Here is a 26,554-nt window from a genome sequence, read left to right on the forward strand (position 1 = left end):
TTTTATTTTTGAACTATACCAAGGTATTTTTCTTCCTCTTGTGATGTTCTGTTAGTACCTTTGGCTTGAAGGTCGGCAAAATCATCAAGTTTGAAGTCTTTCTGATTGAAAGTTTCTTCGTAAGATTGCTTATAATCTTTCAGCTTGCTAATTTCAGCATCAAGAACTTTCAACCTCTCTTTTCTTGCTCTTGATTCAGCAGTAAACGCCTTAACAACGACTGTCGCCGCTGTACCAATTGCAAGAAGAACAGCAACGTATGGAATAAGTCTAGGTAAGAAGCTAACAAACTTCATCACAAATCCACCAAGACCTTCAAAAGCTCTACCTAATGCGCCAACTGTTGTTACGGAGTCTCTGAGTGGTTTGCTTGCCATGACAGCAACAAGACCAGACATAAGTACAATAATGTTAGTTGCACCGAAAGTATCTACTATCGACGTAATTCCATCAACGATAGATGTGAGGACATCAATAAACCATTTAACAGCATCATCGTCAACTATAGTTGTCCAGAAATGTTCAATAGCATTTTTAAGTTGTCCGATTTTATATTCGAATCCATCCATATAAGCACTAAACTCTCGTGAAGCAGAACCAGCAGAATTACTAGCGGTTTCACTAGCTTTCTGAGCATCTTCCCAGTTCTGGATGATTGCAGATACAACGACACCCTGATGTTTTCCACCCATTGTTTCAACTAGATTTGCTCGTTCCAAATCAGTTAGTTTGTCCCATACTTTTGCAACACCTTCAAAGATTTTGTATGTTGACTTAAATGTAACTCCATCTTCCTCCATAACACTCAAAATTTCGTCATTCATTAACCCAAAATCTTTATTAATTCTATCGAATGTTTTTTGAAGCTGTGGAACAAGTTCTTCGACTCCATCTCCTTCTTCTTTGACTCCACGAAGACGCATAGCAATGGTCTTCAATCCATTACCTACTTTATCAGGGTCTTGCACGACAGAGTTTGCGGCTGTAACCAGACCTACAGCATCTTGAATACTGGTTCCTGCTTCATTAAATACAGCAGACGAACGTTTTAATGCTTCTCCGATACCTTCTGAGGAAATCGCAAAATTATTACCAACTTCATTGAACATATCTACAAGTTTACGAACATTATTGCCCTGTGCATCTACCTCTACGCCAAATCCTTTAATTGTAGATACAAGGTTTGAACTTGCATCTTCGACACTCATATCACCAACGTTAGCGTACAAGATACTGTTTTTACCCAGAACAGTCGCTTGCTCTAAAGAATAACCAAGGCGCTGGAACTCTGTAGTAGCCTTAATAACCTCTGTAGCCACTACACCTAAATCTCTACCCATTGCAGAAGCCGTATTCTTGAATGCATCCAGTTGCTGTTTACTCGCTTCTGATACCTTTGCAAGATTAACCATTTCCTTGTCAATATCAAGTATAGACCGAAAACCGTTCTTGACTTGCTGAATAGTTCCATAAACAACGCCCATCGCGGCAGTCCAAACAGGAACTTTTCTGAGCGCATTCACAAGTTGACCACCCATAGAACCTCTTCTGCGCTGATCTTCGTCACGAAGTCTGCGAGATTCAGAGTTGAGGTGATTCATGGATTCTTCGATTTCTCTAGTAGCCTGATGGAACTCGTCTCCAACCTTCCCAGAAAGACCATTTACCTTCGCTTCGACATCTTCGATGATCCCTTTAATTTTTCTCGCTTCGGCAGAGTTTTCACTAAACCCTCTCGTCGCACGATAACTTGTACTATTAAACTTATCTCTAATCTTTTGTTCTTGAATGTCTCGATTACTACCTGACGAGTTAGAGTTTCTTTGAATTTGAGAAAGCTGTTTGAGAGCCGAAATCTTTTGTTGAATTTCTCTTTGTTCATCATACGATAATTGAAGACCACGCTCTTTAAGTTGGTTAATTTCTCGTTGAAGTCGAGCGGCATCTTCTTCGATTTTGTTTTGCATTCCTTGGTTCTCTCTTTGTTCTTGTGAGAGCCGAGAAAGAGTCTGTCTCTTTTGTTCTAAAGCTTTTTCTTGTTGTTTTGTTTTTTATCGTTATCTTCCAATTTTTTATTTCTTTTTGAAGACGAAGCAAGTCTTGTGCAATTCTTTTTTGTCTCTCATCAACAGCGTTCTTTTTGTTGGAGTCTTGAACAATAGAATTAATGATGTCGTTATATTTGTCTACTGACTTTACAGCACTCGCTTGATGGTCAGCAATAACTTCACGAATCTTTTCTTCATCTCGTCCAGCCTTCTTAATATCTCCTTCAAGTTTAACGAGCTTTTTCATTTCGTCTTCGATAAAAGCAATGTCCCTTTTGGATGATGTAAAATCAAGTAGATTGTTCAAGCCTTTAACTTCATCGAGGAAGCTGTCTGGAACAGCACCTCTCATACTTTCAATCTTCGCATCATTACGACCCTTCGCAATGTCTCGCGTTTCTTTTCTTTCTGATCGTTTTTCTGACACAGTATTCATACGAGCGATCTGCGTTTGGATGCGCTTCAAATCCTGCTCATATGTTTTAGAATCAGCGCTAAGACCGCGCATAGATTTGCGAATATTTTCAAACTCACTCTCATTCACAAAGCCACCAGATTTGATTCGATCAATCTCCTTATTCCATTCGTGGGTGCTTACGCGAATTTTACGTTGCTTTTCATCCAGTTCTTCATAACGAGACGAAATTTTGGACATTAGATCATCGATTTTGTTTAACTCTTTATCAACATTAAGGTCGTCAATATGAATGTTAGAAGCCATCTTTTTAATTTCATAAAGTCTACGTTCAACCTCAACAAACTCTTTGTTGTCGATAAATCCAGAACCAACCATCTTTGCCTTTCTGTCATAGATATCGTTTTCCTTAGAAGAGATTTTATCTTTCCGCTTGTTAATAGTGAATTTCTCCACTTTGTCTTCATGCTTACGGTTAGCCTGTTCTGTTTCCATGTCTTTCAGCTTTTCTTGTATTCTCTTTTTATCCTCAATAGCCTGTGCGTCCATTTTACGCTGTTCAAGAATCTTCTTTTGCTTATCAAGCATTTCATCGTATAGATTGTTTACGCGCTTTACAGCGCTCTCAAATTGCTTAATAGACTTAGCATTAAACACTTGGTGTATTTGCGAAGCAAGAGTTTTCATGGATTGTTTGCCAACCAACTCTGGATCGATATTAGCCTTTACGCGTTTTTGATGTTTTTCTCCAACTGTAGCCTTTTTGTTCTTAAACTTCTCTTTTTCTTCCTGACCATTGATAATTTTCATTTGGCGTTCGATAGCAGAAAACTTACGTTTCGCATCGTCGAGATTGGAGAAGTCAGCATTAGAGAAAGTGTCCATAAGGCTTTTGAGATTAGTAACAGACTTATTGTCTGCAATACCCTCACGCTGGATTTTTGCAAGTTTATTATTCAAGTCAATAACTTTTGTAAGCTGGAATTGTTCAGCCGCACCCTTTTGCTTAATCTTCTTTTCTAATTCGTCGTATTTAAGAATTTGCTTCTGAATATCTGCAAGAGCCTTATCAAAAGCCTTTCCTTCTCCACTTGCGAGAAGTTTCGGTAGGTTGTCGATACTATTCTTGATTTTATCAACGCTATTCTTGTGCGTACTATCTTTAGATACATTCTCTAATGAGTCTATTTTTGCTTTTGCTTTCTCCATATAGTTATTAAGAGAAGCGAAATCTCTTACACTATCAACAGTAGTACCTTTCTTCGAGTCCTCAGAAATGGTTTTATTGTTAAATTTGTTTCCTACTTTTGTGGTTTTAACAGTATCCTTGTTAGGTTTTAGCTTATTGGAAGCCTTCATAAGCTGGTCATATGATTGTGTTAGATCATCCGTGGCTTTCTTTGCGGCTTTCATGTCTTTTGCAAGCTTTTCGCCAACATCATCAAGATTAGTGTTTGAAATTTCGTTCAAGTATTTCATGATATTTTCAAGGTCTTTTGAATCATCCTTCAATCCGAAATGTACATCCAATTTACCGAGTTTCAAAAACAAATCTTGGATAGTCCTTATTTGTTTAAAGAGCTTATCTTTATTCCCAATGATAAGATTCAACTTCAACTTGTGTGTGTCACCGATACTTTTGATAGACTGCTGTATTTCATTCTCAGCATTTGACATATCCACGCCAATTAAGATATCAAAATCTGGATTACTCATTAATAAACACTCCTTTTTATGCTAAGATAAAAAACAAAAAGGAGCGTTTATTAACGCTCCTTCTGTTCTATTCGTATTTAATTTCGTCAGCAATGTCGCACCATCTATCGTACTCTAGTGCTTCTCTACCTTTAAAAGTCTTATCACAGTTCAAAATTACATCTTTTATAAACAGCAACATTTCCTTACGTTCTTCGTTCTCTTCAATGACAAAATCCTCATTCAGAAGAAGGAAATACTCCTTATTGAAGGCGGTTCGATCTGGAACATCATAAGCCTTCTGTCCATCAATCTCTACGATGATAGGTTCACCATTCTCATCGAATCTAGCGTACTGACGAATCAATTCCTTGTGTTCTTCATTTACAAGTTCAACTCGCTCTGCGAGTAACTTAACGAATCGTGTACGCATACGCGATTCTCGCCCCTTCAACTCAAACGTCATTAGGAAATTAGCAAAATGTTGTACCTCTTCGTTTTTCATTCTCATCATGTAAACACTCCTTTATCTCTTATAACTCGAATTTTTTCTTGGCATCTTGAAGTTTCTTCATATCACGCTTAATGTAGTGCTTCAACGTTGTATCAGGACTTCTGTGGTTTAGAAGTTCTTGAACATCCTCCAAAGACATCCCCTTGTTAAACAGAAGCGAACTACCGCTGTGTCGGAAATCATGAGGATGAAGCTCTGGAATATCGATAATCTTACCGATCTTCTTTGTCCATACAGTCTGCAAGGTATTCTTACTGACCTGTTTCCATTCACCAGTGTACTTGGTGACGAATAGGTACTCGCATTCAATGCCATTCTCTTTTCTATATTCAAGCCATTTCTTAATCAATTCCATTGTCACATCTGAGCAATAACCATCAACGATATAGCCCTCTTTCTCTTTGATTCCAGTAATCATGCCTGTTTCGAGGTCAATCTGGTCAACCTTTATATTTGCTACTGCATTTACCCTCAACATAGTTGAAAGCGATAACTCGAAGTAAAGTTCAAGCTGTAGGTCATCAGCATTCTTGAAATACTTTCTAATCTCATCTAACTGTGCTTGTGTCAAGTATGTCTGCGTAATCTGTGGTTTTTCTCCTGCACGTACAGAAGGTCTTTCAATGTAGTCCAGAGGGTTTGATTTGATTCTTCGCTTTTTGAGAAGATACAGGAAAAAAGAAGATATGGAACTAAGCCTTCGTTGAATCCTGCGCTCATTATTGCCTAAGACTGTGACACAGAAGGCAACATAGTCCTCAATCAAATCAACCATATCCTCAATTCCATCTTCATCTTTAAGCATTTTAAGAATATCTTCCGTAACAAGGCTTCCCTTGCTATACTTATCGTTAATGAAGACTAGCCACTGATTGAAGTCGGATTCATAACTAGCCTTAGATGAATCACTAAGGTTCATATTCTTGTAGTTGAAGTACTTCTGAATATGCATCTTATTTTCGTCCGATACTTTTTCTAGCTTTTCTTTCGTTACGTATCGAACGTACTTTCTCTTTGCACTCATATAATCACTTCCAATCGCTAAGTCTTTCTCATGTAGTTATCAAGCTTTTGAGCAATTTTACTCTTGTCAAGATTATTCTTCGTCTCGCCAATGAAGTCTCTATCTTCTCCGTAAGAATATATTTCTGCTCCTTGCCAATAGTTGTATCTAGCAGGAACATTTGATTTATCTATATTTTTTTGCCCATTATGACAAGTGGAGCAAGATATATTCTTGGAGATATTGCACTTTCAAAATTTGTTCGTGCTATGTTCTCAACCTTAAATGTGAATCCATTACTTTTGCTTTTGAGAACTTTGCCACGAATATTATCCCTATCTAAAAGACCGCCATTTTCTTCTCTTCGCTTATATTTGGTTGGATTCCAAACGTCATAAACTTCTTCTTTTGTCGCCTTCCACATTAAATCTTCGATATAATTCGGTAGGACTTCTTCCTTCATTCCCTTTTTCGTTTTGGCTAGAATAGCCTTTCTTAACGAATCAAAATTCTTATGTGACATTATTCATCACTCCAAAAGGCTTTTATCTACAAGTTGTTCGCGAATGATTTTCTTGAACTCTTCCACTTGATCTACGTTATTATTGAAGTTATCAACGACGAACGATACTTCTTCTTGAATCAATGTGATTTGTTCTTCGTCCATATTCATAAAAATCTGGAACATAGTCCCTGTGTTTGTCATGTGTTCGATTGCTTTCAATTGCTGTGGGAAGCTGTTTGGTAATGTGAGCGTAGTAAAGTGTTTGATGATAAGGAAGATCATATAAGGAACGATAATAGAATTTACCTCTCCTTTATTGTGTGCCCGAACATGGTCAAGCTTCTCGACCAATTCCTGTACACACATCTTTATTTGAACTGGACTGAAATGCTTGTAAATCTCAACTATAAAACTCTCGATCTTGCCATCCACTTCCATTTTGACAACTACCTCGCGCAAGTTTTCGTATTTTTCACTTGCTCTTTCGATTGTCTGAAAATCAAGTGTCTGCAATTGCTCTGTCATTGATTTTTCCTCCTTTAATCTAAAAAGATGAAATTTTTGTTTTATTTAGAAGACAAAAAAATAATGGTGAAAGGGACTATAAACCCCTCTCACCATTAAAGTGTTTTGTCGATACTTTCTTTAGCATTTTAGTGCTATTAGTAACGGACGATTTTGACCATATCAGTACTGGATGGATCTTTAAAAACATCCAGATTTAGGTCAAATACTGATGGGTCACCATCAGGTTGCATTGTCAAGGTAAATGCACTGGAAATTTTAGCTTTAGGAATGACGATTTGAACTTTCTCATCCTTACCTGTAGCTTCCGAACGCCAGAACGTTTTACCTACTACTTTGTAGAATCCACCGAACTTATCGGATTTGAGAGTGATAACTTCCGAATCAGATGTAGACTGATAAGTGAAGTAAACAATTACTTGTGTGCCTACAGCAAGAGACGCGGAAGGGACAGTAACATCACTACCCGTTACAGTAATAGTTTGCTTGTCTACTTCTTTATCCTGACCATAACCATCAGTTGTCTCGTAGATTTCTACAGAACCAGCATCAGGTGTATGTTCCAGAGTGAACTTAGAGTTACCAGAACCATCGTCAGTTGTCATAAGGACAACGCGCTCGTAAATCGTCTCTACCTTCTTCTCCAATTCTGTACCAGCTTGCATTGCGATTGATTTCGGGTTAAGCAATGCATCCTGAATATTAAATGTAGCTGTACGACCGAAGTCCCATGATACTAGACGAGGTGCGCCCTTACCACCATTCGCGTATACTGTTTCAGCCGCATTTTCTAGATTGGACAACTTCAATGTATCCAAGAATAGGTCAACTTTGTTGGTCAACAGATTTATCAACATTACATCTGCTACTTCTTTAACACCAAAACGTGCCATGTGCAATCCTCTCCTTTTGAGAAATAATATTTAGTGCGCTCAATATTAATAGTGGTTAGCGCATTGAAACTTTGTCATTTTTGGATACAGAAACTAATCCTTGCTAGACCAGTGCTTAATTTTTATATCCTTTGCTCCTGCCAAAATTGATTTGATGCTGATATCATATTGGTCAATAATCTCCATGCGTTTGAATTTCCGATATACTTGGTACACCGTCAAGTCAAGAACATTTAATTCATTGATTCCATACGATTTTGATGATATAGCTGATAGAATATCGTAGAAATCAATATCGTCCTCATCCTTGTCTGAATCAGATTGATTCTGCTTTCTCTTTAATTCATCTCTTCGCTTCGCGACAGCATCCATTTGCTCTTTTAGCTTCCGAGTTTCCTCGTCAGCAGGATCAAAGTTACTGTCAAGCTTCTTCTCATCAAAGTTATTGATATAGTTCTGCCACTTAATAACCTCTTGGATTTCGCGATAGTTCTCTTTGTTTACAATGTAGATTTCTTCATTGCTTACCTTCACAAAGACGCGCATATCCTCCTTGTCAACAACTATCTCTCCTTTTAAAAATAGAGATAAAGCCTGTTCGAAAACATGCTCAATCTCTTCTCCACCATATACGAGAAGTAGGTCAAGGATGCTGATGTCATCAGGCTCCTCATCCAAGAAGTCTTTTGTAGTCAAAGTCATGATATTTAAACACTTCATATATTCAGAATAGCCAACATCAACTATCTCTCGTATTGTAAGTGGTTCTATATCACCATAGCCTTCCGCTGTCATTGCTCTACCAGAGAATAGTTTGAGTTTCAAATCAATTTCCTGCATTGATAATCACTCCTTAAAACTCTGTTGTAGTGGCAACAAGACGAAATCCTTCAAACTGCTCATTGACGACTGTATGCTCTCCACTAACAAAATGAATTTCTCCTAAACCATCAACTTGCTTATCTTTGAATGCATTAAGAATTAATTTCATAATTTGATATGGACGAATTACTTTTTCTCCATTATCTGTGAGCAACCAAATGTCCTTATGAACCACAATGTCAAAAAGAATAGCCGCCTTTCCTGCATTGCCATTATTCTCGAATCTCAGTTGCGGATAATAAATGTGCAACTGAGTACGAACATCATCTTTAAATGTAGTGTCAAATGGATACGGAAAGATTCTCTCAGTTGAACCCTTGGGGGCAACTAATGCAGGATTAATTTTTTGAGTAGAAGGATCATCTCCATTCCAACCCAAATAATTAACTAGTGTCTGGTTTTTAAGAACTTCTCCGATAATTGCGATGATGTTCGACGATAATCTATCAAAGTTCATTACCATCCACCCCATCCTGAATTGCCGCTAGAGTCAGCAATTTGATTATCTTTATCATCAGTACTAGTCGTGTTCGTAAACGTCATTCCAAGTTTTAGAACACCTTTGCCATTGTAAACGTTTGAAACATTGTCGATTGAAGCAACTTCATATACACTCTCGTCGAATATGAACCTCGTCTGTGGTTTGATTGTCTTTGTATCATCGTTATACTGAACGTAAACAATCAACTCACCATTTGATGTGTATACAGTTTTCATCTTATCTTCTTCGTATGTTGCCCCTTTGACGAAGCACTTGTATTCTTTTATGTCTCCATTGGATAACTTCCACTTTAAAATTCTATTACATAAAGAAATACTTGCCTTTGGATAGATTTCGTTATCAACGAAATCCAGAACGATAAATGTATCTTCTTTGAAATCGACATATGAACCTTCGCTTACGATGGTACTTGGTCTTAAAAGCAAATCCATCTGCTTTGATTTTTTTCGACTAATAATACAATCAGAATCGATACCATCAATCTTTGCTTGTCTGTAAGAGGGAGACTTGCTAAACATCTCATTTACATGAGTGATGGTGTCGTTGATATACGCCTGTGTGATATTAGAGTTATTTGTACCAATCATCTTTTGATATAGAGTCAAGTCCATTTACTTCACTCGCTCTCTTGCTTTGTCTATAAGCTCTATTGCCTTAAATACATCACTCTTTAACAACCTATGGTCATTGTAATCAAGACCATTTAGTGTTCCGCACACCGAAAGCAACTCTTCTCCAAGGAATACTTTCGAATTTCCAACAATTTCTCTCAAAAGAGAGTCCACATACGCTTCTAGTGTGCTTACCTGTTCCTCATTCATTGGAATAATCTTAAAGACTCTTCCAATTAACTTCGACATGTAAGCATCTAGCTGATTTCCGCTGATTGTTCCGTATTGTGTCTTCACTCTAAAGCGTCTAAGCCATTCCGATAAGAATAGCTAACCATTAGATTAGAAGCTTCAAGGTTCAATTCTTTTTTCAGGTTAATCAGTTGTCCTAAAAACGAACGTGTGGAATAGATTTTGTATTCTTTGTCGGAGAGTATTTGTTCCATATTTCTAATGTGCGTTATTTTGCTAGTAGTGTAGCTAATGGTCATTAAAGTAGCGAGTATTTCTTTCTCGAAATCATCGAGAGTTGACACAAACTGTTGCTCTCTTGTATCAACTGTCAGGTCTTTAACTGAACTTGTGAATCTGACAATTGCACTTCTTAGATGCTTGTACAATACAGACTCCAAATCACCAGTCTCATTAAGACTGATAAATGTATAGTCAGTAACTTTCGTTAAGAAGAAGTCATAGACTTCTATTAAGGGAGTAGCCATTTGAATTACCCCCTTTGACCGATATCTGTCTGGAATCGACTATTGATGTAGTTAATCTTCTTAACCGAATCCAATTCTCCACTGTCGTAAAGTTTCTTTGCTCTGGAAACAATGAGATGTTTAATTCCTTTTGGTGACTTCTCAACGATTTCTTCAAACTCACTTTGGTTCATTCGGAAAATAACGTCAATCTGCTCTGGATTACTGATATTTTGATACATCTTAGTGAGTCCAAGATGTTCAACTGCTCTATCATCCATAACCAGAAGGAAAGGCTCATCAAAGAATCGACGTTGAGAACTACGCATTGTAAGAAGTTCTTGAAACTCCATGTACTCGATATCACCATAATCAGTAAAAATCCACTCTGCACCAGTTTTGCGAGATGCATAAACTAATGTGCCATTAGTGACATTCATAACTGGAATTTGCTCAAATCGGTCAATCTCTTCGCGATTAATTACGCGTTTTTGAACTGTACTTTCTTCTGACTTTGCGACATGTTTTTCTTTCTGCTCTGCTTCAACTTCTTTACGCGCTTGCTCCAATAGAGTTGGCATCAACTCTCGCTTCATCTGCTCCATAAGGGCTTGCATGTCCACCTGTGTGGCTGTCTGTGGCGTTGTTGGTGCTTCTGGTGTGGAATTGACCAGATCATCCTCCAACTCCGCTAATAGGGCTTCAAGCTTGGCTAGAGACAACTTCATGAGGTTCGATTTCGAATCAACTGCCTTGATGCTCAAAATCTCTTCGATCAACTGTGCCTTTGTTTTCATTGACAAACATCTCCTTTGACTCACATTTAATAAATAAAAAGGGGAAACCGAAGTTTCCCCTCCATAATGAAAAATCAACGCTCAATCGCATGGGGTGCTTAGACCCAAACTCCTAAGATTAGGAGATACGGTAGATACCGTACTTAGCCGCCGACAACACCGCGATACCAGCCTTCTTGATGAAGGTGTACTCACGTTGCATGTCTTTGCGGTTCGTGCCATCTCCCTCGATAATCATCGAGTCGCCTTCGATGACCAATTTCACGAATTTGTCAGGAGACTTAGGAACTACCATGATGAAACCATTGTCAATCGCAAACTCGTTGGAACCAACTTTATGCGCTTGCTTAATCATCATCATTTCGGTTCCATGGAAGTTACCATAGAAACCGAAGTCATTCCGACGTTCTTTGTTCTTTTCAGACTCAGAACCAAACGTGATCTTAGCCAACGCCGACTTCGTACCAATAATCATAGCCTCCATACCAGTAGCGGCTTCAACGTGAGCAATCAATTCATCCAATTTAGATTCGCTGAACGTACCAGAGATAGCGTAAGTGGAACCCAATTGATTGTAGCTGTCATACACAGCGTTGTAGATGAGATCCTGAATTTTGTTCTCGTAAGAACGAGCTACATTCTCAACCAATTTAGCGAAGTCTTGACGACCAGCCAGCAAGCGAGACAACTCTTCATAGACAGCTACACCCATGATGTATGTCTTAACTGTCAGTTCACCAACATCCAAACGGTCACGACGAAGGTCGCCATTACCATCAGAAATGATAGCTACGTCAAACAAACGATTTTCTTCGATGGTGAATACTTTAGCGTCACCATGTTCAATTACTACAGTCTCAACAAATGTATCGAATTGACCTTTCAGCCCTTCTTCTACTAGAATGTCGAGTGCTTCTTCCAAGATTGCGAACAACTGAGGGTTGTTACGGAACGATTTAGGTGTCAATTTTTCAGAACCACCGTTTGCTTCCACAAGTTCCTTCCGAAGAACTTCCATTGCGTCTGTGCGAGAGAACTTAGTTGCTTCGCCCTGATTCTTATATACGTCAATTGCCAATTTAGCGATTTCGCGCATCTTTATTTCCTCCTTAAATAAATCAAATTATTTTTTGTGCGGCATTCAAGCCATGAGAAATAACCCTAAGTCGAACCAATGTGCGAGTTAGGGTTATTATTTTTTATGGTACTTTCTTTGGCATTAAGCCTTTACTACACGAAGCTGGTATGCATCATCATTGTCAAAACCAAGTGTAGTCTTGCGAACTACTTTAAATACCAGACTCGTCTCATCAGTACCTTGAAGACCGTCAGGAGATGCTTCAAGCTTCATAGAGTTAAGTTGAGGTACAGCGAATTGATTTTCGACAGGTGTACCATCAATCAGGTCTGCTGTCAGTGTGATAACATCACCTTTTACCAAGTGATAACCACGACCTTGGTCGCCTTTGTCAACTTGGAAGTGTTTCAGTCCAGCTTGACGAGGGTCAGGCATAACTTCTGGTGTAGCGTGAAGGATAAACTCCTTCTTCAAGTCTTCTGCTGTCTGTGCCAGCGCAACTTCGTACAGTTCAGTCTCACCACTCACAAGAGCGCCGAGTTGAACAAAATAACCATTCTTCATTACTTCGGTGTGACGGATAGATTCAAGGTGTCCACCAGAGATTTTATCCAAACGAATAACTGCCATTGTTATTTCCTCCTTTAGAAAATAAAAATTAATTTGTATTAGGAAAGCCCATGCTTTTTAAAGAGATGAGCATAACCACTTGGATCAGGAGAGTCTTGGTTTGCATTAACACCAATTTTCACGCTGTATGTGGTTTTTGGTGCAGAGAATTTTGTAGTCTTACGACCAACCAACTCGAAGCACTTCGATTCGATTTGTTCCAGAGTGAAGTTGTGAATATTCTCTCGAATCTCAGCAACATCGGCATCTGAAAGCTTATCGAATTGAGAGATAACACCTTCTGCCAAAGCTTCATGCTGTTCTTTAAGAACGTTCGCTTGGAACTCTTTCAGTTCAGTGTTCTCCTTCTCATACTGCTCGAAGCTGTTACGCATCAATTCCAGCGCACCCTTTTCATCTGCTGTCAAGAACATTGGATGAACTTCTACTACATCATTGAAGGAAATTACGTCATTCTCTTTCCCATAACCAACTTTGTAGAATTTATTGCCCCAATCGTTCTCAACGATTACGTGCGAATCATAGACAGTCAAGATGTAAAACCATTCATCTGTATGTCCATTAGAAGCCATATGGGAATCAATTTGATTCCACATTTGACTGCGAATGTCGTCGTGAGACAACTCGAAATTCAGAGCGAACTTCTCAGGTGTAGACTCGCCGCCAGTGCCATCCTCTTGCGAGAACTGCTCTACTTCACCGCTTTCGTCACCTTCGTCTTTCTCATCGGAACTTTCTTCGCCATCGGAACCTTTATCGCCATTTTCTGATTCTGCTTCCATTTGCGTTTCAGGTTGCTCATCTTCTACTTCTCCTTGATCTGCAAATACTTCTGCAAGCTTTGCATCCAAGCCCTCAATATCATAAGTGTTTACGTCCACACCTTTTTCCACTAATGTGTCAATTGTAGTGGAGTACTTAGCCAGTAATTCATCAAGCGTCATTTTTTGTTCCACCTCCTTGTCTTGCTTTTTGCTGAAAGCAAGCTGAAATTCTGCAAGCTTTCTAGCAATCTCTTCTTGGTAAACATTAACATTTGCCGAGAACGATACCTCGACACTTGCATTCTGCATTGCAGGAAGAACATCTTGTCCAAGCAAACAAGCACCATAGAAAGCGAATTTCGTAAACACGAATACGCCATCTTCATTAAAGTAGCCATCATAGTCATCGTGAAGTTCCATAGACTGAGATACTTCACCATGAGTGTTTAAGATGTTGACTCCATCGTCAAATTTCGTCCACATCAATCCATCAACTACTAGGTACTCCAATTCATTATCGAAGTCACCTTTCTTCGTCTCGAATCGAGGATTGCAGTTTTCAGGAATTACTCCAAATGCTTGTCCAATATACTTGGATTTAAGTTCTCCACCTTCAACAACAAGCTCAACTTCATGTCCTCTAAAGTCTTTATCGCCCAATCTGGACTCTTCAATATATCCTAAAATTGGTGTGTTCTTTAGAGTGCTCATTGCTTCTTCAACAGCTTCCTTTGTGAAGATACTGTTATTGTAGTTCTGCCCTAAGTGCATAAGCCAAATCTTTACCTTCTGGAAACGTGTATCAATTTGGTCAACACTCTCAAACAGTACAGGAATAGATTTGAGTACATTCTTCATCTTTCTCACCCCCTTTAAGCGTTGGCATTATCATTATGACTTCCATCTCTTTGTGCTTCGCCTTTTGCAGTCAATTGGTCATCTTTCATTGGTGGTCTTCCACCCTGATCGTCTTGACCGCCTGACTGAGTGTGCGAAGAAGATAATGGAATGAAGTTACTCGTAAGCCCTAAGACTTGTTCTTCGAGGAAATTCATTGATATAACAGCACTAGGGGAAACACCAAGACAAGCACAAAGCATCAACTTTACAGGAAGACCATACTGAGCATTCTTTAATAGCGTTTCAGCATTTTCTTTCTTATTGAATATTGTGTTATCTAGTATTTTGAGCCTAAACTTAAAGGAGCCACTTATCTCATTTTTGAGTTTTCCAGTCCCAATTCGTTCAAGCTGTCTGAGAACACCGAATACTTCCGACTCATCAACATTGATAGATTTTGCTAGGGTAGCAGAAGAATTACTGTCAGGGTTAAATAATTGTTTTGCTGTTCCTGCCGCTGTATAGAAAGCATTTTCGGAATTTGAAACATTATCAACCTCAGACTTATCTTTGCTAAACTCAACGGTATCGATCTCGAATGGAGTACTAAAGATACCTATTTCGTCTGGAAGAAGGCTTGCAGTTTTGTTATGAAACATTGAAACCGTTTTCAAATCAACCATAAAGTCATTATTTTTGTCGGAAGAATCCCTAAGTGGAATCTTCTCAATGATGAATTTGTAGTTTCCAATTACTGCGCTTGCCATACGCAAAGCCTTATAATCTTCGATATCGAAAATATCTCCAAACAATCCAGCAAACGGTGGCATATCATAATATGTTTCCTCATTTACCTTAATACAAATAGACCTTGCAGGGTCTACTTCTTGCCACTTCGGTTTTCCAGCTTTATAAGAGTTAAACATCTTTTTAAACTCTGGTGGATATAAATCCAACTCGACTGGATTTTTGTCGAAGAAGGAGCAATCAAAATTAAAAGTGTATACGCCATCGGCAATTCCACTAATTTGGCAGAACTCAAATGGTAGTTCTTTAATAAAGTACGAGTCCTTCGTATACAACTCAAAACCATAGAAAGTTCCAAGCTTCCACGCTGATACAAGAGCCTTGCCAAATTCATGACGAACGTTCATAAGTTCAACAAAATCAAGAGCTTTTAGGTAGTTACTACGTAGAGTCTTTTCATTGACTGACTTGGATGTATCTAAGCCATACAATTCTACGTAGTAATCAAGCGTTGGCATCTTAGCGTAGTAGTTTACAAGTCTTCGATAATGAGGACTTACATCATACAAAAACGCACTCATCCCCTGTAGTTCTTTGGAGTATCGCTTCGGATTTCCTAGCCATGTAGAAACATTATTCTTACTATATGTTTTCGTAGTTGACGAAGTATTTTTGCTAAGGTCTTTGATTACCAGTTCAGTCAACTTAGCATAATCCAATACAACGCTGTCACGAACAAACATATTTTGCGGATTTTCGCTCATGGAAAATTCCCCTTTCATCGTGATGGTTTTTTAACACCCCTTCCCATAAAGAAGGCTGAGATATCGCCAATATCCTCTTCTCGCAACGTCTTATTGCGTTGTTCTTCGAGGTAGACCCAAAATAGCCCATACTCTAAAGCAGAGAATCTATCTTTCTGGATAGATCGAGAAACTTGCTTTACTTCCGTTCTGTGACCAGACTGCTTGTACTCCAAGTTCATAATTTCTTCTTGTAGGAAGTCCGTCATCATATGAGGACGCAACAGTTCTGCAAGCCTATCGACATCTTTGTTCTTCATCTTCGCTTTAGCTTGGGATTCCGATTCTAGGAACTTAACTTGATTGTTAGCCATCCATTGTATAAACAAGTTATGGATATCACTCGCGTTAGTATCCTTTGTCTGCGACTTAATCGCGAATATCATCGGTACACTATTAGAAGTCTTAAACTTGGCGTATCTTTCGTCATTCACGACTTCGTAAGGAGGATTAGAGTCAATTTCAAGTATTAATTGGTCAATCAAGCCCTGACCCAAACCATTGGCATCGACTACAAGTATTCTTGCTCGGAAATCATTTACTTTCTGCTTTAAGAACAATGCTTGTTCTCTAAAGTGACTGCCTTCAAACGTGTAGATATTAACTACATGTTTGGAATATTCGCCATTCCCCTTCGGAATGAGCTTAATGACAACCAATGCTGACTGAGCGTTTGCATTACCCTCTGAACGTGCAACGTCATATGCAAGTACATATTCAACTGTCTTGTCAGAAACAGCTTTTTCTTCTGCATGATTCAACACTCTTGCTTTACGGAACGTTTCAAGGTCAACCAAAGAGTTCTCTGAGCTTCCAGACCAAACGCTACCATACTCTCTCTGGAATGAGATTGGATTGAAGTTCGGAGACTCTTTTAAGTCATTAATGTAGTCCAGAGACAGAAGTCCGAAACCTGTTGCTAACTCATATCCTGCACCCATTACATAAGCAGATTTCTTAGGGTCTGTAGAAACCATGTCGTACAAATACTCTTTTAATAGATTAAAAGCGAATGATTGCTTTGTCCCTGCTGTTGTTACTATTGTGATTTTCTTATGGAGTTCATAAGGGTCTTCGCCCCCAAAAGGACTGAATCTTGTATTCGCCATAATCGGAAGTATAACTGTATTGAAATTTTCCTCATCAAATCGCTCATGAATAATCTCCTCCACTGATAGACCAGTTCTACGTAAACCCCGCGAAGATTCAGAGTTAGCTACAACGTCAAGAACTGAGCCATTATGAAATATTAATTTCGTGTAATCCTTCTCAAATCGAATATCTCGCAATTCATTTTTTAAAATCGGCATAAAACTCCAAATCGACTCGATATTTTGTTGAGCGATTTGAGAAGCCATCTGTTTCTGTGGTGCTGTAATCATGATTTTGCTGTTCGGGTAAACGATACATTCGATATACTTTCCAAGCACCTGAGTGAACGACTTTGCACTACCGCGTGTATACGTAAGGAAGGTTTTACGATATCGGAACATTACTCGAAGCATCATTCGTTGGTAGAATAACAACTTAAACTTTGAATCTTTGGGAAGTATGAAGTCAATGAATAGGTCTGGATAAGACCTAAACAAAGCTAAATACTTCGCCCAATCCGTTGACATTTGCTCGAATGATTTAGCTCTTTGGTCTTTAATCATTCGTAATCACCCCTGTCAGAAGCCAACGTTCCATTTGCTTCTTCGAGTTGGTCGTGCAACTCGTCAGGGATTTGGGTTAATTTTTCGTGACCAAGTAACTGTCTGATATAATTGATGTGAACCAAGACAGCCATATCAACCAAGTCCATTCGTTCTTCGATTGGCTTTGGTTCCACATAGCCTTGTTTCTCAACTTCTTCAAATACAACACCGAAGGAACGCAAGCCACTTGCTTCGCTTGCACTCTTTCTATCAATAGGTCGGAAACCAGACGATTGCAGAATCTTCTCGTAGCGGTCATTATAATTTTTAAATGCTGTACTATCTTCAAATGACCTATCTTGCCAAACTTGAAGCTTGCATAGATATATCAATTGCTTTTTCAACTGTGGAGTGTTAATGTCATGACTGTAGGACATGTCCTGATAAAACTTCTCCATCGTCAAGTATTCGCGGTTCGTATAGCCAGAACCAAACTTCATAGCGATATCTTTCGACAGCTTAATTACGCCTTCATCTGTCATGATTTCGTCCATATCTTCGATATCATCGAATTTATGCTTGTAGATATCTGTCTGATTTTCTCCTTCGAAATCACTGTCAGCCCAACTCGAATTTTTATATTGCTGTAAAGAATTAATCATTCGGAAGTATGTGCCTACTGTGTCGCTCTCATTTTCTTCTGCTGATTTCCATACCTTCGCAATAAATGGCTTGTCGATACGTTGCAATGTCGTCTTTACGGATTCGATATCGTTTTCATCAATCATATCTTTCAAGCATTTTTTACATAGTGGTACATGACCATCGAACATGATGCTAGTTGATGTATAGAAATCGCTTAACAACTTGCTTTTACCACATTCGCCTTTACACACTTTTCTTGTTGCCATTTAATCACCTCTTTCAAATAAAAAATGACTGCCAACATATTTGTTGACAGTCATTTAATATCAGTAATTCACAAATCCAGTTACAACTTTGAATCCATCTAAATTGTCAGGATTAACGCCTTCGTCAAAAACAAGCATCCATTTTGTATCTCTAAGCGTATCAATATTATGTTGAGATACAACTGGAACACACATATCGAAATTATACTTAATACACCTCACTTGGTATTCGTTAGGAACAACTAAAGCAACTTTCGCCATATTAGCAAATTTAGCTATTGCAGTCGTTTTTCCTATGCCACGAAGGTTGTTATCAATGTGAATATGTTTTCTCTTTACTGCACTCTCGATAATATAATCACTCAGCCACAACTTTAATTTGTCAGCAATAAACTCTCGGAAATCATCCATTATTATCACTACTTTCTTAGGCATTTTAAACATTTTGTAATTCAATTCGTTTAATTTCGATATCTCCATATGAATTTACAACGATTACGCCTTGTGAAGCATTTGATAAGAACTTGCCTTTCATTGCGTAATTGTTTGCACCTTGCAATGAGCCTACATATACTTCATATTTGTTCTGCCCAACCTCTTTTACAGAGTGGTGATGCAAATGCCCCATTGCTAGAACATTGTAACTTGTGTTGTCAATGTCAGCATGGCTTGCAAGCTTCTTGCTACCCTTTTCGTTGTCACCATGAACAAACTTCATTTTGTATCCTGCTACTTCAAACGAAGTACTGTAGTTGATATCATCAACTTCAACATAAGAAATTCGTTCTGATCCAGCATTCTCGACAAATTCTTTAACCATGAAGTTGATTACGAAGATTGTAGAATCTCCGTCTATATTGTCACCTTTATCACCATTCATGCGATCATGATTACCGCCGATTCCGCGATATGTTACATTAAATTCATCTGATAAATTGACAATAAAATCACGAATCAACTCGTAAGCTTTGACAATTTGCACAGCGAGTGGAAATTCAGCTTCATGTGCCTGATTAACTTTACGCATACTTACGTGTTCTGTCATGTCACCCATACATACAACATCAATATCAGTAATACATTCGTCATGAGCAATCTTCTTGATTCGATCAAGATACTTCTTAATGCGCTTCTTGGCGATCTTATAGTTATAAGAATTGCCTTTTACATTATCAATAGTTGCTCCGATATGCCAATCAGACAATAGGACAACCATGCGTCCTGCACTTGATTCCAGTCGTTTTTGATAGACATATGTAGGAATGATTTCATTCAATTCTACCAGCAAAGCTTCTCGAACCTGTTCAGCGATTACACCGAGTAAAGTGATTTCTCGCTTCAATCTTCCAAGTTTTAGGTTCTCCATTTGTACTTCACGTTTTGTATAGTACAAATCACCAACAGCCTCTTTAATTGAATTAAGCTTGGAATCAGCTACTAGATCAGCTTGCTTTTCACGACTCTCAATAGTTCCTGTAGATACTTGATACGACTTAATCATCTGACGATAGTTTTCGCTGGATTCACTATCAAAGAATCCTTCTGCTTCCATCAATTTCTGATGAGTAACCCAATTGGTTCGATGGCTAGGAGAAGCCATTTGAAGTTCGCGTTTGATCTGGACTGCTACGTCCAAGTGTTCTTGCGAAACAAAAATAACTTCTCCTTCCTTATTAGTATAGGAGCGCATTATTATTCACCTTCCAGCTTGTCTTTCATGCTGACTGTGATAGACATTTCTTTTTCATCGTATTCAGAAAGAATTGCCGCTAAATCATGAACTACTTCTTCTCCTGTTTCTGCATCAAGAACTTCAACAACCTTCATATCTTCCAGATTAAGATAGCCCTTTACTGCGTGACTCAATGTGCGTGTAGATTTCGGTTCTTTTGCCATCGAAAACATCTCCTTTTATACTCGTATAATTATTTTTAAAAGATTTTAATATTGTTTTATACTATTTTAAACTTTTGCCTTTCTCCAAACCCATGCGATATCCATGCTGAAACCCTTCATTGTATACAATTGCTTCACGCGCCTTCTCTGCATCGCGAATATACTTCGGCTTTTTGCGCTCCCTCTTATTCTTGTTTTCCTTCATAAGAAGTCACCTCCATGAGATTTGAAAGTACATACAACAAAAAGGGCAAGCCACTCAAAGTGACTTGCCCCATCGTTTATTGAAATTAAGCCTTCACAGCATTTTTGAGTGTAGCTTTCACGCTTGCATTGACTTTGCGAGTCTTGCCCTTTTGAACTTCTTCGCCTGTCTTTGGATTGCGTACTGTACGAGCCGATACATCCTTAACCTTAAAGGATACGATACCAGTAATATCAAGCTTCTCACCATCTTGAAGCGTAGGAACTACTTCTAGCACATGGTCAAATACACCATTTACTTGCTCACGAGCCGCCTTAATAGAAATACCTTGTTTTTCTGCATACGAACGAATGAATTGATCTTTAGTCATTTCGAAACATCTCCTTTTAGGGGTACCGCCAACAAAACGCGGAAAACGTACGCTAAGGGGAAAAATCCAGTAACATCGCTGATTTTCCGTACGCTAAGGAATGCAGCACAAAGTCAATTGTGTTGTATTAGTCCGGGTATTCATGCGGAACCGTTCCCTCTAACGCAACACAATTTAGACGTTCTCGGCTGGATCACGATGCAACACAATTGTTAGCGTACGATTTTCGCGTTTTGCTGTCTCTACCCCTTTTATCTCATAGATATTATTATTCGAGTTTAAGAATCTCCTGTACTTTCTTCGGCTTTCTTACACTCCTACATTACTAATAGAGTTTAGCTACATACTTTTTATACATTTTTGGCAACACTATCGTTTTGGTACTTATCTTTCCTACAGTTTTTGCAGATAGGTCGTAGCCCTGACTTCGATCTCTTATTAGGGCTGAAATACTTTTTAGTAGCAAGGTAGTTATTTTTACAGCAGTTGCAAGTCTTGTACTCGCCTCGAATGGCATATGTATAAACCCAATCTTCTCGTTGTTGCTTATACGTTTCTGCGATCATCGTAGGAAGTGTTTCTCGCGTAATCTTACTGAGACGAGGTTTTGTCATCTTGATGTTATACTTATCTTTGAGTGCTTCTATCATCTCATCGTATGACTGACCTTCTACCTTCCATACTAAAATGTCTTTCATATAGTCCTTAATTTCAGTCTTATCGATCAGTTCCTCGAATGCGAACATAATAATCTTCAAGTATCCAAATGTATCATCATAAGAGTATTCTTTAAGTTCTGCATAGTCTTCCAACAGGACTCTCATTGTTTCTACATCATCAAAACGTATAAACTCTAATTGGTGGAAGTCAGGATCAGATTTCGTTATATTCTGGAACCTGATATATCCTTTCAACTCATTCTTAACAGCAATCTCATCTTTCTGAATGTCTGTCCGAATCCACTTCAACTTCTTTATTTCTGAAATTGAGAGCTTTCGCCCTTTGGAGTCAACTCCACTGTTAATGTGATGTGTAATGCGTTTAATCGCAACGCCTGTCTCTTCAAGTTCTTGATAATTCACTCTGTCTTTGTCACACACTTTGATTTTTGGAGTCTTGATGATGGAACGATTCGTTTCTTTGCGAACCTCTCGTACTTTCATTAGCTTTTCAATAGAAGCTTCCCTGTTGTTGTTTCTCTTCTGACGATAGTCTGTAATCGTATCTTCACTAGCATCACTGTCTTTTGCATATAAAAGGTAAGATGCCAGAGTTTCTAGGTCTTTCGCAACTCTTGTATTCTCGCTCAATAATCCTGTTTGATTGATATGAGGATTGTAGTGATTATCATAGTAATCAACAAGTTCTTCATCGTTATCTTTAACAATTTTATCAACGAGTTCCATTCTTTCTTCTATTGTAACGAGCGAGTAGTTTAGTGAATCCGATAGTTTATTCATATATTCAGCACCCCTTGGTGTATTATTTGTTCTCTACATTTATAATTATAGTACTTTCTTTAGTACCCGCAAACTACCTATTTTATTTTTTATATGCCAAATAACCGCTATTTCTAGCGGCTACTTTCTTTAGAAATTATGCGCTTTTAAGCATCTCTGGCAGGAATGTTTGTCGCTTAGTGGACTTGTTTGTTTCGATAGAGAATTGTAAAGCTTTCAACTCTACTGGCATAAACAACGCCTTACTAGCCCTTGTCATAGCTGTGTATGTCAACTGTCGATTCAGAAGCACATATGATGAGTAATCCATTGCAAATACAACGTAATTCCACTGGCTACCTTGACTCTTATGTACTGTAATTGCATAAGCCAAGTCAACCCTGTTCATTTCAGATTTGGCGAATCTGATGTCACCAACACCTTCGAAATCAATTACGATTTCTCCTGTGGCTTCTCCATCCTTATTGATATAGGCAGAGTTGATATACTTGATAATACCAATCGTTCCATTGAAGACACCTTTGTCGTAGTTGTTACCATTGAGGATAATCTTATCGCCTTCGATGAAGGTAACGTTCTTCTTTTCTATTTTGTATATTGGGTCTACATTCTCAGGGTCTTGGTTAAATAACTTTTGACATGCTTCATTAATGCTCTTAGCACAATTCTTACCTCTAGTCTTCATCGGAACTATGATTTGGAAGTCGAGAATGTTACCAGTTCCAAATTTCTTTGCGATACCCATAACCTGATTAAATACCTTGTCTCCATCTTCATAAGAGTAAAGATATAAATCCTGTAATTCGCCAAGTCTCTGATACCCAAAGTCTTTATTAGTTACGAACTTTTTACCTTCACGAACTAGATTTGCACAAGATAAGATACCAGACTTTTGGGCTTGTCTGTGAACAATCGTCAACTCAACCTTCGGAACCTTATTGCTTTCTAGTAAATCTACAAGCACGTTCCCTACCCCAATCGGTTCAAGCTGTGCTGTATCGCCAGTTATAATCAACTTGGCTCCATCCTTGATCGCTCTCATCACATAATAGAACAATTCAGAATTAACCATAGATGCTTCATCAAGGATGATGATGTCTTTCTCCAAGTGATTATATTCGTCGTATATCCATCCCATTTGAGGATTATATCCATATAGTCTGTGAATCGTGTAAGCGTCAAGTCCTGTTGATTCCTGAATACGCTGGCTTGCCTTGCCTGATAGAGCGCACGTAGCATATTCAAGTCCTTTAATAGTTCTGAGAACTTCGACGATACCTTTAATTACTGACGTTTTACCTGTACCAGCTTTACCATTAACGATCAGAATATTATGCTCAATAGCATAAACAATCGCTTTCTTTTGTTCATCAGTGAAAGGGAACCCTTGCTTTTCTTCAACATGAGCAATGATCTCATCCAAATTCTCAACCTCATGCTCAAATTTGGCATTCAGTAGACGGAAAACATTCTCCTTAATTTGCAATTCGTACTTATGGTATTCTCTGAGATAAATAATGTTTTCTTCCTCGTCTATAACGTACTTTCTCGTTTTTGCTTCTGTAATCAATGCATCCTTAATACTGCTAATACTTAACTCTAGAAGTTTAATAGATTCATTAATCAACCTCGTTAGCTTCATCCAGCAATGACCATTACCAGACTCTTCACTAAGTACATATTCAGCACATGAAACTATTCGATGCTTAGAATCTTTCGCCACACCCATCTTTAATGCCATTTCATCAACCTTCTTAAATCCAAATCCATCCAGTTCTGTTAGGATGTACGGATTTTCGTTGATCTTATCAATGAGCATATCTGGTGAACCGTACTTATCAGAAAGCTTTTTGACTGAGCCGTATGGTATTCCATATTCCCCTGTCAGCGTTATGATCGCTCTCTGGTACTTCTCATTAGCCAGTATCTTATCCTTGATCTTAGCTAGTGTAGCTTCGCCTATCCCCTTCACAAGAGACAGATCAAGCTTATCATTCTTGATTAAATCTACAAGATTCTCATGAGGATAAGCGGCTGTAAGAGCGCTCGTCTGGAACTCACTCAATATCGAAGATAAGAATGTAAGCTGTTCTTCGCGAGTGGTGAACATCTTCATATAAATCTGCCCATTAACCACTTCGTAACCTAATCCGAATTTCGGATCTTTCTTGCGACATACCATAGCCGTATATGTCTTACCTATTTGTAGATCAGGCATCCCACCCTTAATCGTTATGTTTCCATAAGGATTAAGTTCTACCAAATCCCAATTCTCCGAATCTACTACATTAACACCGAATATACCAAAATCATTGTAATCCGCAAACGGCTTCGGAAATAGCCTTCTCTGTGGAATTACCACTATCTCAAACTGTTCATCAGACATAGTTTCCCTCCAAACATAATTGTATACTGTAATAGTATAGTACTTTCTTTGGCTTGCATCAAGTGTTATTTATTTGTTTTTTCTTTTGTAACATATGAAAGCTTTTAAAGGTTTTAAATTCTTTTAAATGTTTTTGTTGACTCCAACTCTTTCCAATGATATATTGTTCACATAACCGATATGTGAAACGGAGGAATTAATTATGAGTAACCTTTCATTGGCAACAGTAAATAACGTGGCGTATACATATGACCAGAAATTTGTATCATTCTATGAGCAATTTATCAAGAGTCAACGTGCTGAAAATACGGCAGATGCATACAGAACTGACTTAACTCAATTTTTTAAGTTTACTTTTAATAGAGAACCACAATTCGTTAGGATTTCCGATATTGAGCAGTTGACAAGCGTTGATGCAATGGCTTATCACAACCACCTCAAATCAAAGAAATTAAAGAATGCATCCATTAAGAGAAAAATTTCATCTGCCAGAGAGTTTATAAAATCATTGAAAGTAGATTACCCTGCTATTAACGAATATATTTTTGATAATGTTAAGCTGGATAGCGTAGACCTTGATCGTAAAGGTTATGGAAATCTCGAATGGGATGAAGCTTTTCTTTTTATCGAATATGCTTACATCGAACAGATGGAAGGTAATCAGATGGCTATGCTTCTAAAGCTTGCTTCCATTACATCTATTCGTCTTGAAGCACTTCTTACATTGACTTGGGAAGATGACTTTAGAACTAAAATGGAAAAAGGTGTTCTGGTTAATTACATAGATAAGGTTGATAAGAAGACTAGACACCAGACTCCTATTTCAGACAAGTTTTATAACGAATTAAGACTTATGTTAGGTACTAGTGGAAAGCTATTCCCTAACTTGTATAAACATAAGGTCGGCTTATTCTTAAAGCAGATTCGTGAATATTTCGAGATCGACCCTAATAGAAATATTCGTTTTCATAGCTTTAAGAAATGTGGGGTAAATAGAGTTCTTGAAAAGACAGGAGATCTAACGAAGGCACAAATACAGGGGAAACATAAATCTATCATCACGACACAGAACAGTTATGTGGCACTTAAAGATGATTTAACGTTGAAGCCATCCTATACACTCGATCAAGATATCAATGTCGTAGATGAGATTAAACACCTATCTAGTGACGAACTGTTGAATGCGATAGCACAATTGAGCGACAGCGCACAGTTTGAATTGTTGAGAATTATTAATAAAGGGTAGCTCGTGGCTACCCTTTCAATTTAGTTTTTCCTAAAAGTATCACTTTTTTCCCATCAGATATAATTAGTAAAGTATTATATAATACTCTTTTAATATATATTATATATATTATATATTCTATTTATATAAGAGGGGAAAAATATGATACTTTTAGGAAAATGAATGTAAATGTCAAAGAAAGTACCGTCATACTATTTTAATGCATTTAAAGGCGCTTTTGAGCGACTTTTATCCTCAGACGAACAACCAGTCGGATTAATGTCTGCGACATCACCTTGACCCATTACTGGCTGTCTGAGAACCAAAAAGCGATAGCCATGATCTGTGCCATGAACTATCGCTTAACAGAATAGATCTTTTGAAGAAGCTTATTGTCGAAGATTCTCCTTGTGCTTTCAAGAAAGCCCATCTCTTCAAGTCGAAGAATGTAAGTCTTTATCGTTCTATCGCTACATCCTACTATCTTCCCTAGCTCGACATACGTAATTTGATA

27 protein-coding genes are annotated in these 26,554 nt (G+C 38.1%); 1 reads left to right on the top strand and 26 read right to left on the bottom strand.

The annotated features are described in order from the left end of the window. Window positions 1–2: 2 nt before the first annotated feature. The 26 genes from PAV_RS30835 to PAV_RS30955 all read right to left on the bottom strand — a co-directional run bounded on the left by PAV_RS30835 (window position 3) and on the right by PAV_RS30955 (window position 24,815). Window positions 3–1,967 carry a phage tail tape measure protein gene (locus tag PAV_RS30835; RefSeq protein ID WP_005552436.1) on the bottom strand — a complete coding sequence of 655 codons (1,965 nt, stop codon included), beginning with the start codon at window positions 1,965–1,967 and terminating at the stop codon, window positions 3–5. Further along, complete coding sequence (locus PAV_RS30840; RefSeq protein WP_005552437.1) at window positions 1,918–4,179, bottom strand: hypothetical protein; 2,262 nt, start codon at window positions 4,177–4,179, stop codon at window positions 1,918–1,920. Before PAV_RS30840 ends, PAV_RS30835 begins: the two co-directional genes overlap by 50 nt. Window positions 4,180–4,246: 67 nt before the next feature. Beyond that, a complete protein-coding gene (locus PAV_RS30845; RefSeq protein WP_040737419.1) occupies window positions 4,247–4,672 on the bottom strand; it encodes a hypothetical protein in 426 nt (141 codons plus the stop codon). 19 nt (window positions 4,673–4,691) lie between these two features. Then, the gene (locus PAV_RS30850; RefSeq protein WP_005552439.1) at window positions 4,692–5,696 is read right to left on the bottom strand and encodes a tyrosine-type recombinase/integrase; all 1,005 of its coding nucleotides are present in this window, start codon (window positions 5,694–5,696) and stop codon (window positions 4,692–4,694) included. Window positions 5,697–5,865: 169 nt separating this feature from the next. Further along, window positions 5,866–6,198 carry a hypothetical protein gene (locus tag PAV_RS30855; RefSeq protein ID WP_005552440.1) on the bottom strand — a complete coding sequence of 111 codons (333 nt, stop codon included), beginning with the start codon at window positions 6,196–6,198 and terminating at the stop codon, window positions 5,866–5,868. Window positions 6,199–6,204: 6 nt separating this feature from the next. After that, window positions 6,205–6,705, bottom strand: a complete 501-nt coding sequence (locus tag PAV_RS30860) for a hypothetical protein (RefSeq protein ID WP_005552441.1) — start codon at window positions 6,703–6,705, stop codon at window positions 6,205–6,207. A 137-nt stretch (window positions 6,706–6,842) separates the two neighbouring features. Continuing rightward, window positions 6,843–7,598, bottom strand: a complete 756-nt coding sequence (locus tag PAV_RS30865) for a hypothetical protein (protein WP_005552442.1) — start codon at window positions 7,596–7,598, stop codon at window positions 6,843–6,845. A gap of 93 nt (window positions 7,599–7,691) precedes the next feature. Further along, a complete protein-coding gene (locus tag PAV_RS30870) occupies window positions 7,692–8,438 on the bottom strand; it encodes a hypothetical protein (protein WP_005552444.1) in 747 nt (248 codons plus the stop codon). Window positions 8,439–8,451: 13 nt separating this feature from the next. Beyond that, window positions 8,452–8,937 carry a hypothetical protein gene (locus tag PAV_RS30875; protein ID WP_005552446.1) on the bottom strand — a complete coding sequence of 162 codons (486 nt, stop codon included), beginning with the start codon at window positions 8,935–8,937 and terminating at the stop codon, window positions 8,452–8,454. Next, window positions 8,937–9,593, bottom strand: a complete 657-nt coding sequence (locus PAV_RS30880) for a hypothetical protein (RefSeq protein WP_005552447.1) — start codon at window positions 9,591–9,593, stop codon at window positions 8,937–8,939. The genes PAV_RS30875 and PAV_RS30880 overlap by 1 nt, the downstream gene beginning before the upstream one ends. Continuing rightward, entirely contained in the window at window positions 9,594–9,890 is a 297-nt protein-coding gene (locus PAV_RS30885; RefSeq protein ID WP_005552448.1) for a hypothetical protein, read from the bottom strand. After that, complete coding sequence (locus tag PAV_RS30890) at window positions 9,887–10,312, bottom strand: hypothetical protein (RefSeq protein ID WP_005552449.1); 426 nt, start codon at window positions 10,310–10,312, stop codon at window positions 9,887–9,889. Before PAV_RS30890 ends, PAV_RS30885 begins: the two co-directional genes overlap by 4 nt. Before the next feature lie 5 nt (window positions 10,313–10,317). Then, a complete protein-coding gene (locus PAV_RS30895) occupies window positions 10,318–11,088 on the bottom strand; it encodes a hypothetical protein (RefSeq protein WP_005552450.1) in 771 nt (256 codons plus the stop codon). A gap of 118 nt (window positions 11,089–11,206) precedes the next feature. Next, window positions 11,207–12,184, bottom strand: coding sequence for a hypothetical protein (locus tag PAV_RS30900; protein WP_005552451.1), 978 nt, complete (start codon window positions 12,182–12,184; stop codon window positions 11,207–11,209). A 123-nt stretch (window positions 12,185–12,307) separates the two neighbouring features. Then, window positions 12,308–12,796 carry a hypothetical protein gene (locus PAV_RS30905; RefSeq protein WP_005552452.1) on the bottom strand — a complete coding sequence of 163 codons (489 nt, stop codon included), beginning with the start codon at window positions 12,794–12,796 and terminating at the stop codon, window positions 12,308–12,310. Between the two features lie 38 nt (window positions 12,797–12,834). After that, entirely contained in the window at window positions 12,835–14,418 is a 1,584-nt protein-coding gene (locus PAV_RS32945; protein WP_005552453.1) for a hypothetical protein, read from the bottom strand. A gap of 14 nt (window positions 14,419–14,432) precedes the next feature. Further along, complete coding sequence (locus PAV_RS30915) at window positions 14,433–15,911, bottom strand: hypothetical protein (protein WP_040737423.1); 1,479 nt, start codon at window positions 15,909–15,911, stop codon at window positions 14,433–14,435. Window positions 15,912–15,925: 14 nt separating this feature from the next. Then, complete coding sequence (locus PAV_RS30920) at window positions 15,926–17,605, bottom strand: hypothetical protein (RefSeq protein WP_005552455.1); 1,680 nt, start codon at window positions 17,603–17,605, stop codon at window positions 15,926–15,928. Next, window positions 17,602–18,498 (bottom strand): hypothetical protein, encoded by an 897-nt coding sequence (locus PAV_RS30925; RefSeq protein WP_005552456.1) that lies wholly within the window; start codon window positions 18,496–18,498, stop codon window positions 17,602–17,604. Before PAV_RS30925 ends, PAV_RS30920 begins: the two co-directional genes overlap by 4 nt. A 60-nt stretch (window positions 18,499–18,558) precedes the next feature. Further along, window positions 18,559–18,909, bottom strand: coding sequence for a hypothetical protein (locus tag PAV_RS30930; protein ID WP_157267429.1), 351 nt, complete (start codon window positions 18,907–18,909; stop codon window positions 18,559–18,561). Window positions 18,910–18,934: 25 nt separating this feature from the next. Beyond that, window positions 18,935–20,188: a metallophosphoesterase family protein gene (locus tag PAV_RS30935; RefSeq protein ID WP_005552458.1), complete on the bottom strand. Its 1,254-nt coding sequence runs from the start codon at window positions 20,186–20,188 to the stop codon at window positions 18,935–18,937. A 2-nt stretch (window positions 20,189–20,190) separates the two neighbouring features. Further along, window positions 20,191–20,394 (bottom strand): YonK family protein, encoded by a 204-nt coding sequence (locus PAV_RS30940; protein WP_005552459.1) that lies wholly within the window; start codon window positions 20,392–20,394, stop codon window positions 20,191–20,193. Window positions 20,395–20,455: 61 nt separating this feature from the next. After that, window positions 20,456–20,599, bottom strand: a complete 144-nt coding sequence (locus tag PAV_RS35115) for a hypothetical protein (RefSeq protein WP_005552460.1) — start codon at window positions 20,597–20,599, stop codon at window positions 20,456–20,458. Window positions 20,600–20,684: 85 nt separating this feature from the next. Further along, the gene (locus PAV_RS30945; RefSeq protein WP_005552461.1) at window positions 20,685–20,969 is read right to left on the bottom strand and encodes an HU family DNA-binding protein; all 285 of its coding nucleotides are present in this window, start codon (window positions 20,967–20,969) and stop codon (window positions 20,685–20,687) included. A gap of 350 nt (window positions 20,970–21,319) precedes the next feature. Continuing rightward, complete coding sequence (locus PAV_RS30950; protein WP_005552462.1) at window positions 21,320–22,429, bottom strand: hypothetical protein; 1,110 nt, start codon at window positions 22,427–22,429, stop codon at window positions 21,320–21,322. Between the two features lie 136 nt (window positions 22,430–22,565). Further along, window positions 22,566–24,815, bottom strand: coding sequence for an AAA family ATPase (locus tag PAV_RS30955; RefSeq protein ID WP_005552463.1), 2,250 nt, complete (start codon window positions 24,813–24,815; stop codon window positions 22,566–22,568). A gap of 202 nt (window positions 24,816–25,017) precedes the next feature. Between PAV_RS30955 and PAV_RS30960 the strand changes: the two genes are divergently transcribed. Further along, window positions 25,018–26,061 (top strand): tyrosine-type recombinase/integrase, encoded by a 1,044-nt coding sequence (locus tag PAV_RS30960; protein ID WP_005552464.1) that lies wholly within the window; start codon window positions 25,018–25,020, stop codon window positions 26,059–26,061. Window positions 26,062–26,554: the final 493 nt, after the last annotated feature.

Source organism: Paenibacillus alvei DSM 29, assembly GCF_000293805.1.
In the GTDB taxonomy this organism is placed as follows: Bacteria; Bacillota; Bacilli; order Paenibacillales; family Paenibacillaceae; genus Paenibacillus_B; species Paenibacillus_B alvei.

What these genes read in the sequence shown, in the direction of transcription:
- PAV_RS30880 (WP_005552447.1), bottom strand. Translation starts at nt 9,593, where the DNA reads ATGGACTTGACTCTATATCAAAAGATGATTGGTACAAATAACTCTAAT.
- PAV_RS30940 (WP_005552459.1), bottom strand. Translation starts at nt 20,394, where the DNA reads ATGGCAAAAGAACCGAAATCTACACGCACATTGAGTCACGCAGTAAAG.
- PAV_RS30900 (WP_005552451.1), bottom strand. Translation starts at nt 12,184, where the DNA reads ATGCGCGAAATCGCTAAATTGGCAATTGACGTATATAAGAATCAGGGC.
- PAV_RS30890 (WP_005552449.1), bottom strand. Translation starts at nt 10,312, where the DNA reads ATGGCTACTCCCTTAATAGAAGTCTATGACTTCTTCTTAACGAAAGTT.
- PAV_RS30895 (WP_005552450.1), bottom strand. Translation starts at nt 11,088, where the DNA reads ATGAAAACAAAGGCACAGTTGATCGAAGAGATTTTGAGCATCAAGGCA.
- PAV_RS30945 (WP_005552461.1), bottom strand. Translation starts at nt 20,969, where the DNA reads ATGACTAAAGATCAATTCATTCGTTCGTATGCAGAAAAACAAGGTATT.
- PAV_RS30960 (WP_005552464.1), top strand. Translation starts at nt 25,018, where the DNA reads ATGAGTAACCTTTCATTGGCAACAGTAAATAACGTGGCGTATACATAT.
- PAV_RS30930 (WP_157267429.1), bottom strand. Translation starts at nt 18,909, where the DNA reads ATGGATGATTTCCGAGAGTTTATTGCTGACAAATTAAAGTTGTGGCTG.
- PAV_RS30865 (WP_005552442.1), bottom strand. Translation starts at nt 7,598, where the DNA reads ATGGCACGTTTTGGTGTTAAAGAAGTAGCAGATGTAATGTTGATAAAT.
- PAV_RS30845 (WP_040737419.1), bottom strand. Translation starts at nt 4,672, where the DNA reads ATGATGAGAATGAAAAACGAAGAGGTACAACATTTTGCTAATTTCCTA.
- PAV_RS30955 (WP_005552463.1), bottom strand. Translation starts at nt 24,815, where the DNA reads ATGTCTGATGAACAGTTTGAGATAGTGGTAATTCCACAGAGAAGGCTA.
- PAV_RS32945 (WP_005552453.1), bottom strand. Translation starts at nt 14,418, where the DNA reads ATGAAGAATGTACTCAAATCTATTCCTGTACTGTTTGAGAGTGTTGAC.
- PAV_RS30935 (WP_005552458.1), bottom strand. Translation starts at nt 20,188, where the DNA reads ATGCGCTCCTATACTAATAAGGAAGGAGAAGTTATTTTTGTTTCGCAA.
- PAV_RS30840 (WP_005552437.1), bottom strand. Translation starts at nt 4,179, where the DNA reads ATGAGTAATCCAGATTTTGATATCTTAATTGGCGTGGATATGTCAAAT.
- PAV_RS30950 (WP_005552462.1), bottom strand. Translation starts at nt 22,429, where the DNA reads ATGAATAAACTATCGGATTCACTAAACTACTCGCTCGTTACAATAGAA.
- PAV_RS30875 (WP_005552446.1), bottom strand. Translation starts at nt 8,937, where the DNA reads ATGAACTTTGATAGATTATCGTCGAACATCATCGCAATTATCGGAGAA.
- PAV_RS30905 (WP_005552452.1), bottom strand. Translation starts at nt 12,796, where the DNA reads ATGGCAGTTATTCGTTTGGATAAAATCTCTGGTGGACACCTTGAATCT.
- PAV_RS35115 (WP_005552460.1), bottom strand. Translation starts at nt 20,599, where the DNA reads ATGAAGGAAAACAAGAATAAGAGGGAGCGCAAAAAGCCGAAGTATATT.
- PAV_RS30835 (WP_005552436.1), bottom strand. Translation starts at nt 1,967, where the DNA reads ATGCAAAACAAAATCGAAGAAGATGCCGCTCGACTTCAACGAGAAATT.
- PAV_RS30915 (WP_040737423.1), bottom strand. Translation starts at nt 15,911, where the DNA reads ATGAGCGAAAATCCGCAAAATATGTTTGTTCGTGACAGCGTTGTATTG.
- PAV_RS30920 (WP_005552455.1), bottom strand. Translation starts at nt 17,605, where the DNA reads ATGATTAAAGACCAAAGAGCTAAATCATTCGAGCAAATGTCAACGGAT.
- PAV_RS30855 (WP_005552440.1), bottom strand. Translation starts at nt 6,198, where the DNA reads ATGTCACATAAGAATTTTGATTCGTTAAGAAAGGCTATTCTAGCCAAA.
- PAV_RS30850 (WP_005552439.1), bottom strand. Translation starts at nt 5,696, where the DNA reads ATGAGTGCAAAGAGAAAGTACGTTCGATACGTAACGAAAGAAAAGCTA.
- PAV_RS30925 (WP_005552456.1), bottom strand. Translation starts at nt 18,498, where the DNA reads ATGGCAACAAGAAAAGTGTGTAAAGGCGAATGTGGTAAAAGCAAGTTG.
- PAV_RS30870 (WP_005552444.1), bottom strand. Translation starts at nt 8,438, where the DNA reads ATGCAGGAAATTGATTTGAAACTCAAACTATTCTCTGGTAGAGCAATG.
- PAV_RS30860 (WP_005552441.1), bottom strand. Translation starts at nt 6,705, where the DNA reads ATGACAGAGCAATTGCAGACACTTGATTTTCAGACAATCGAAAGAGCA.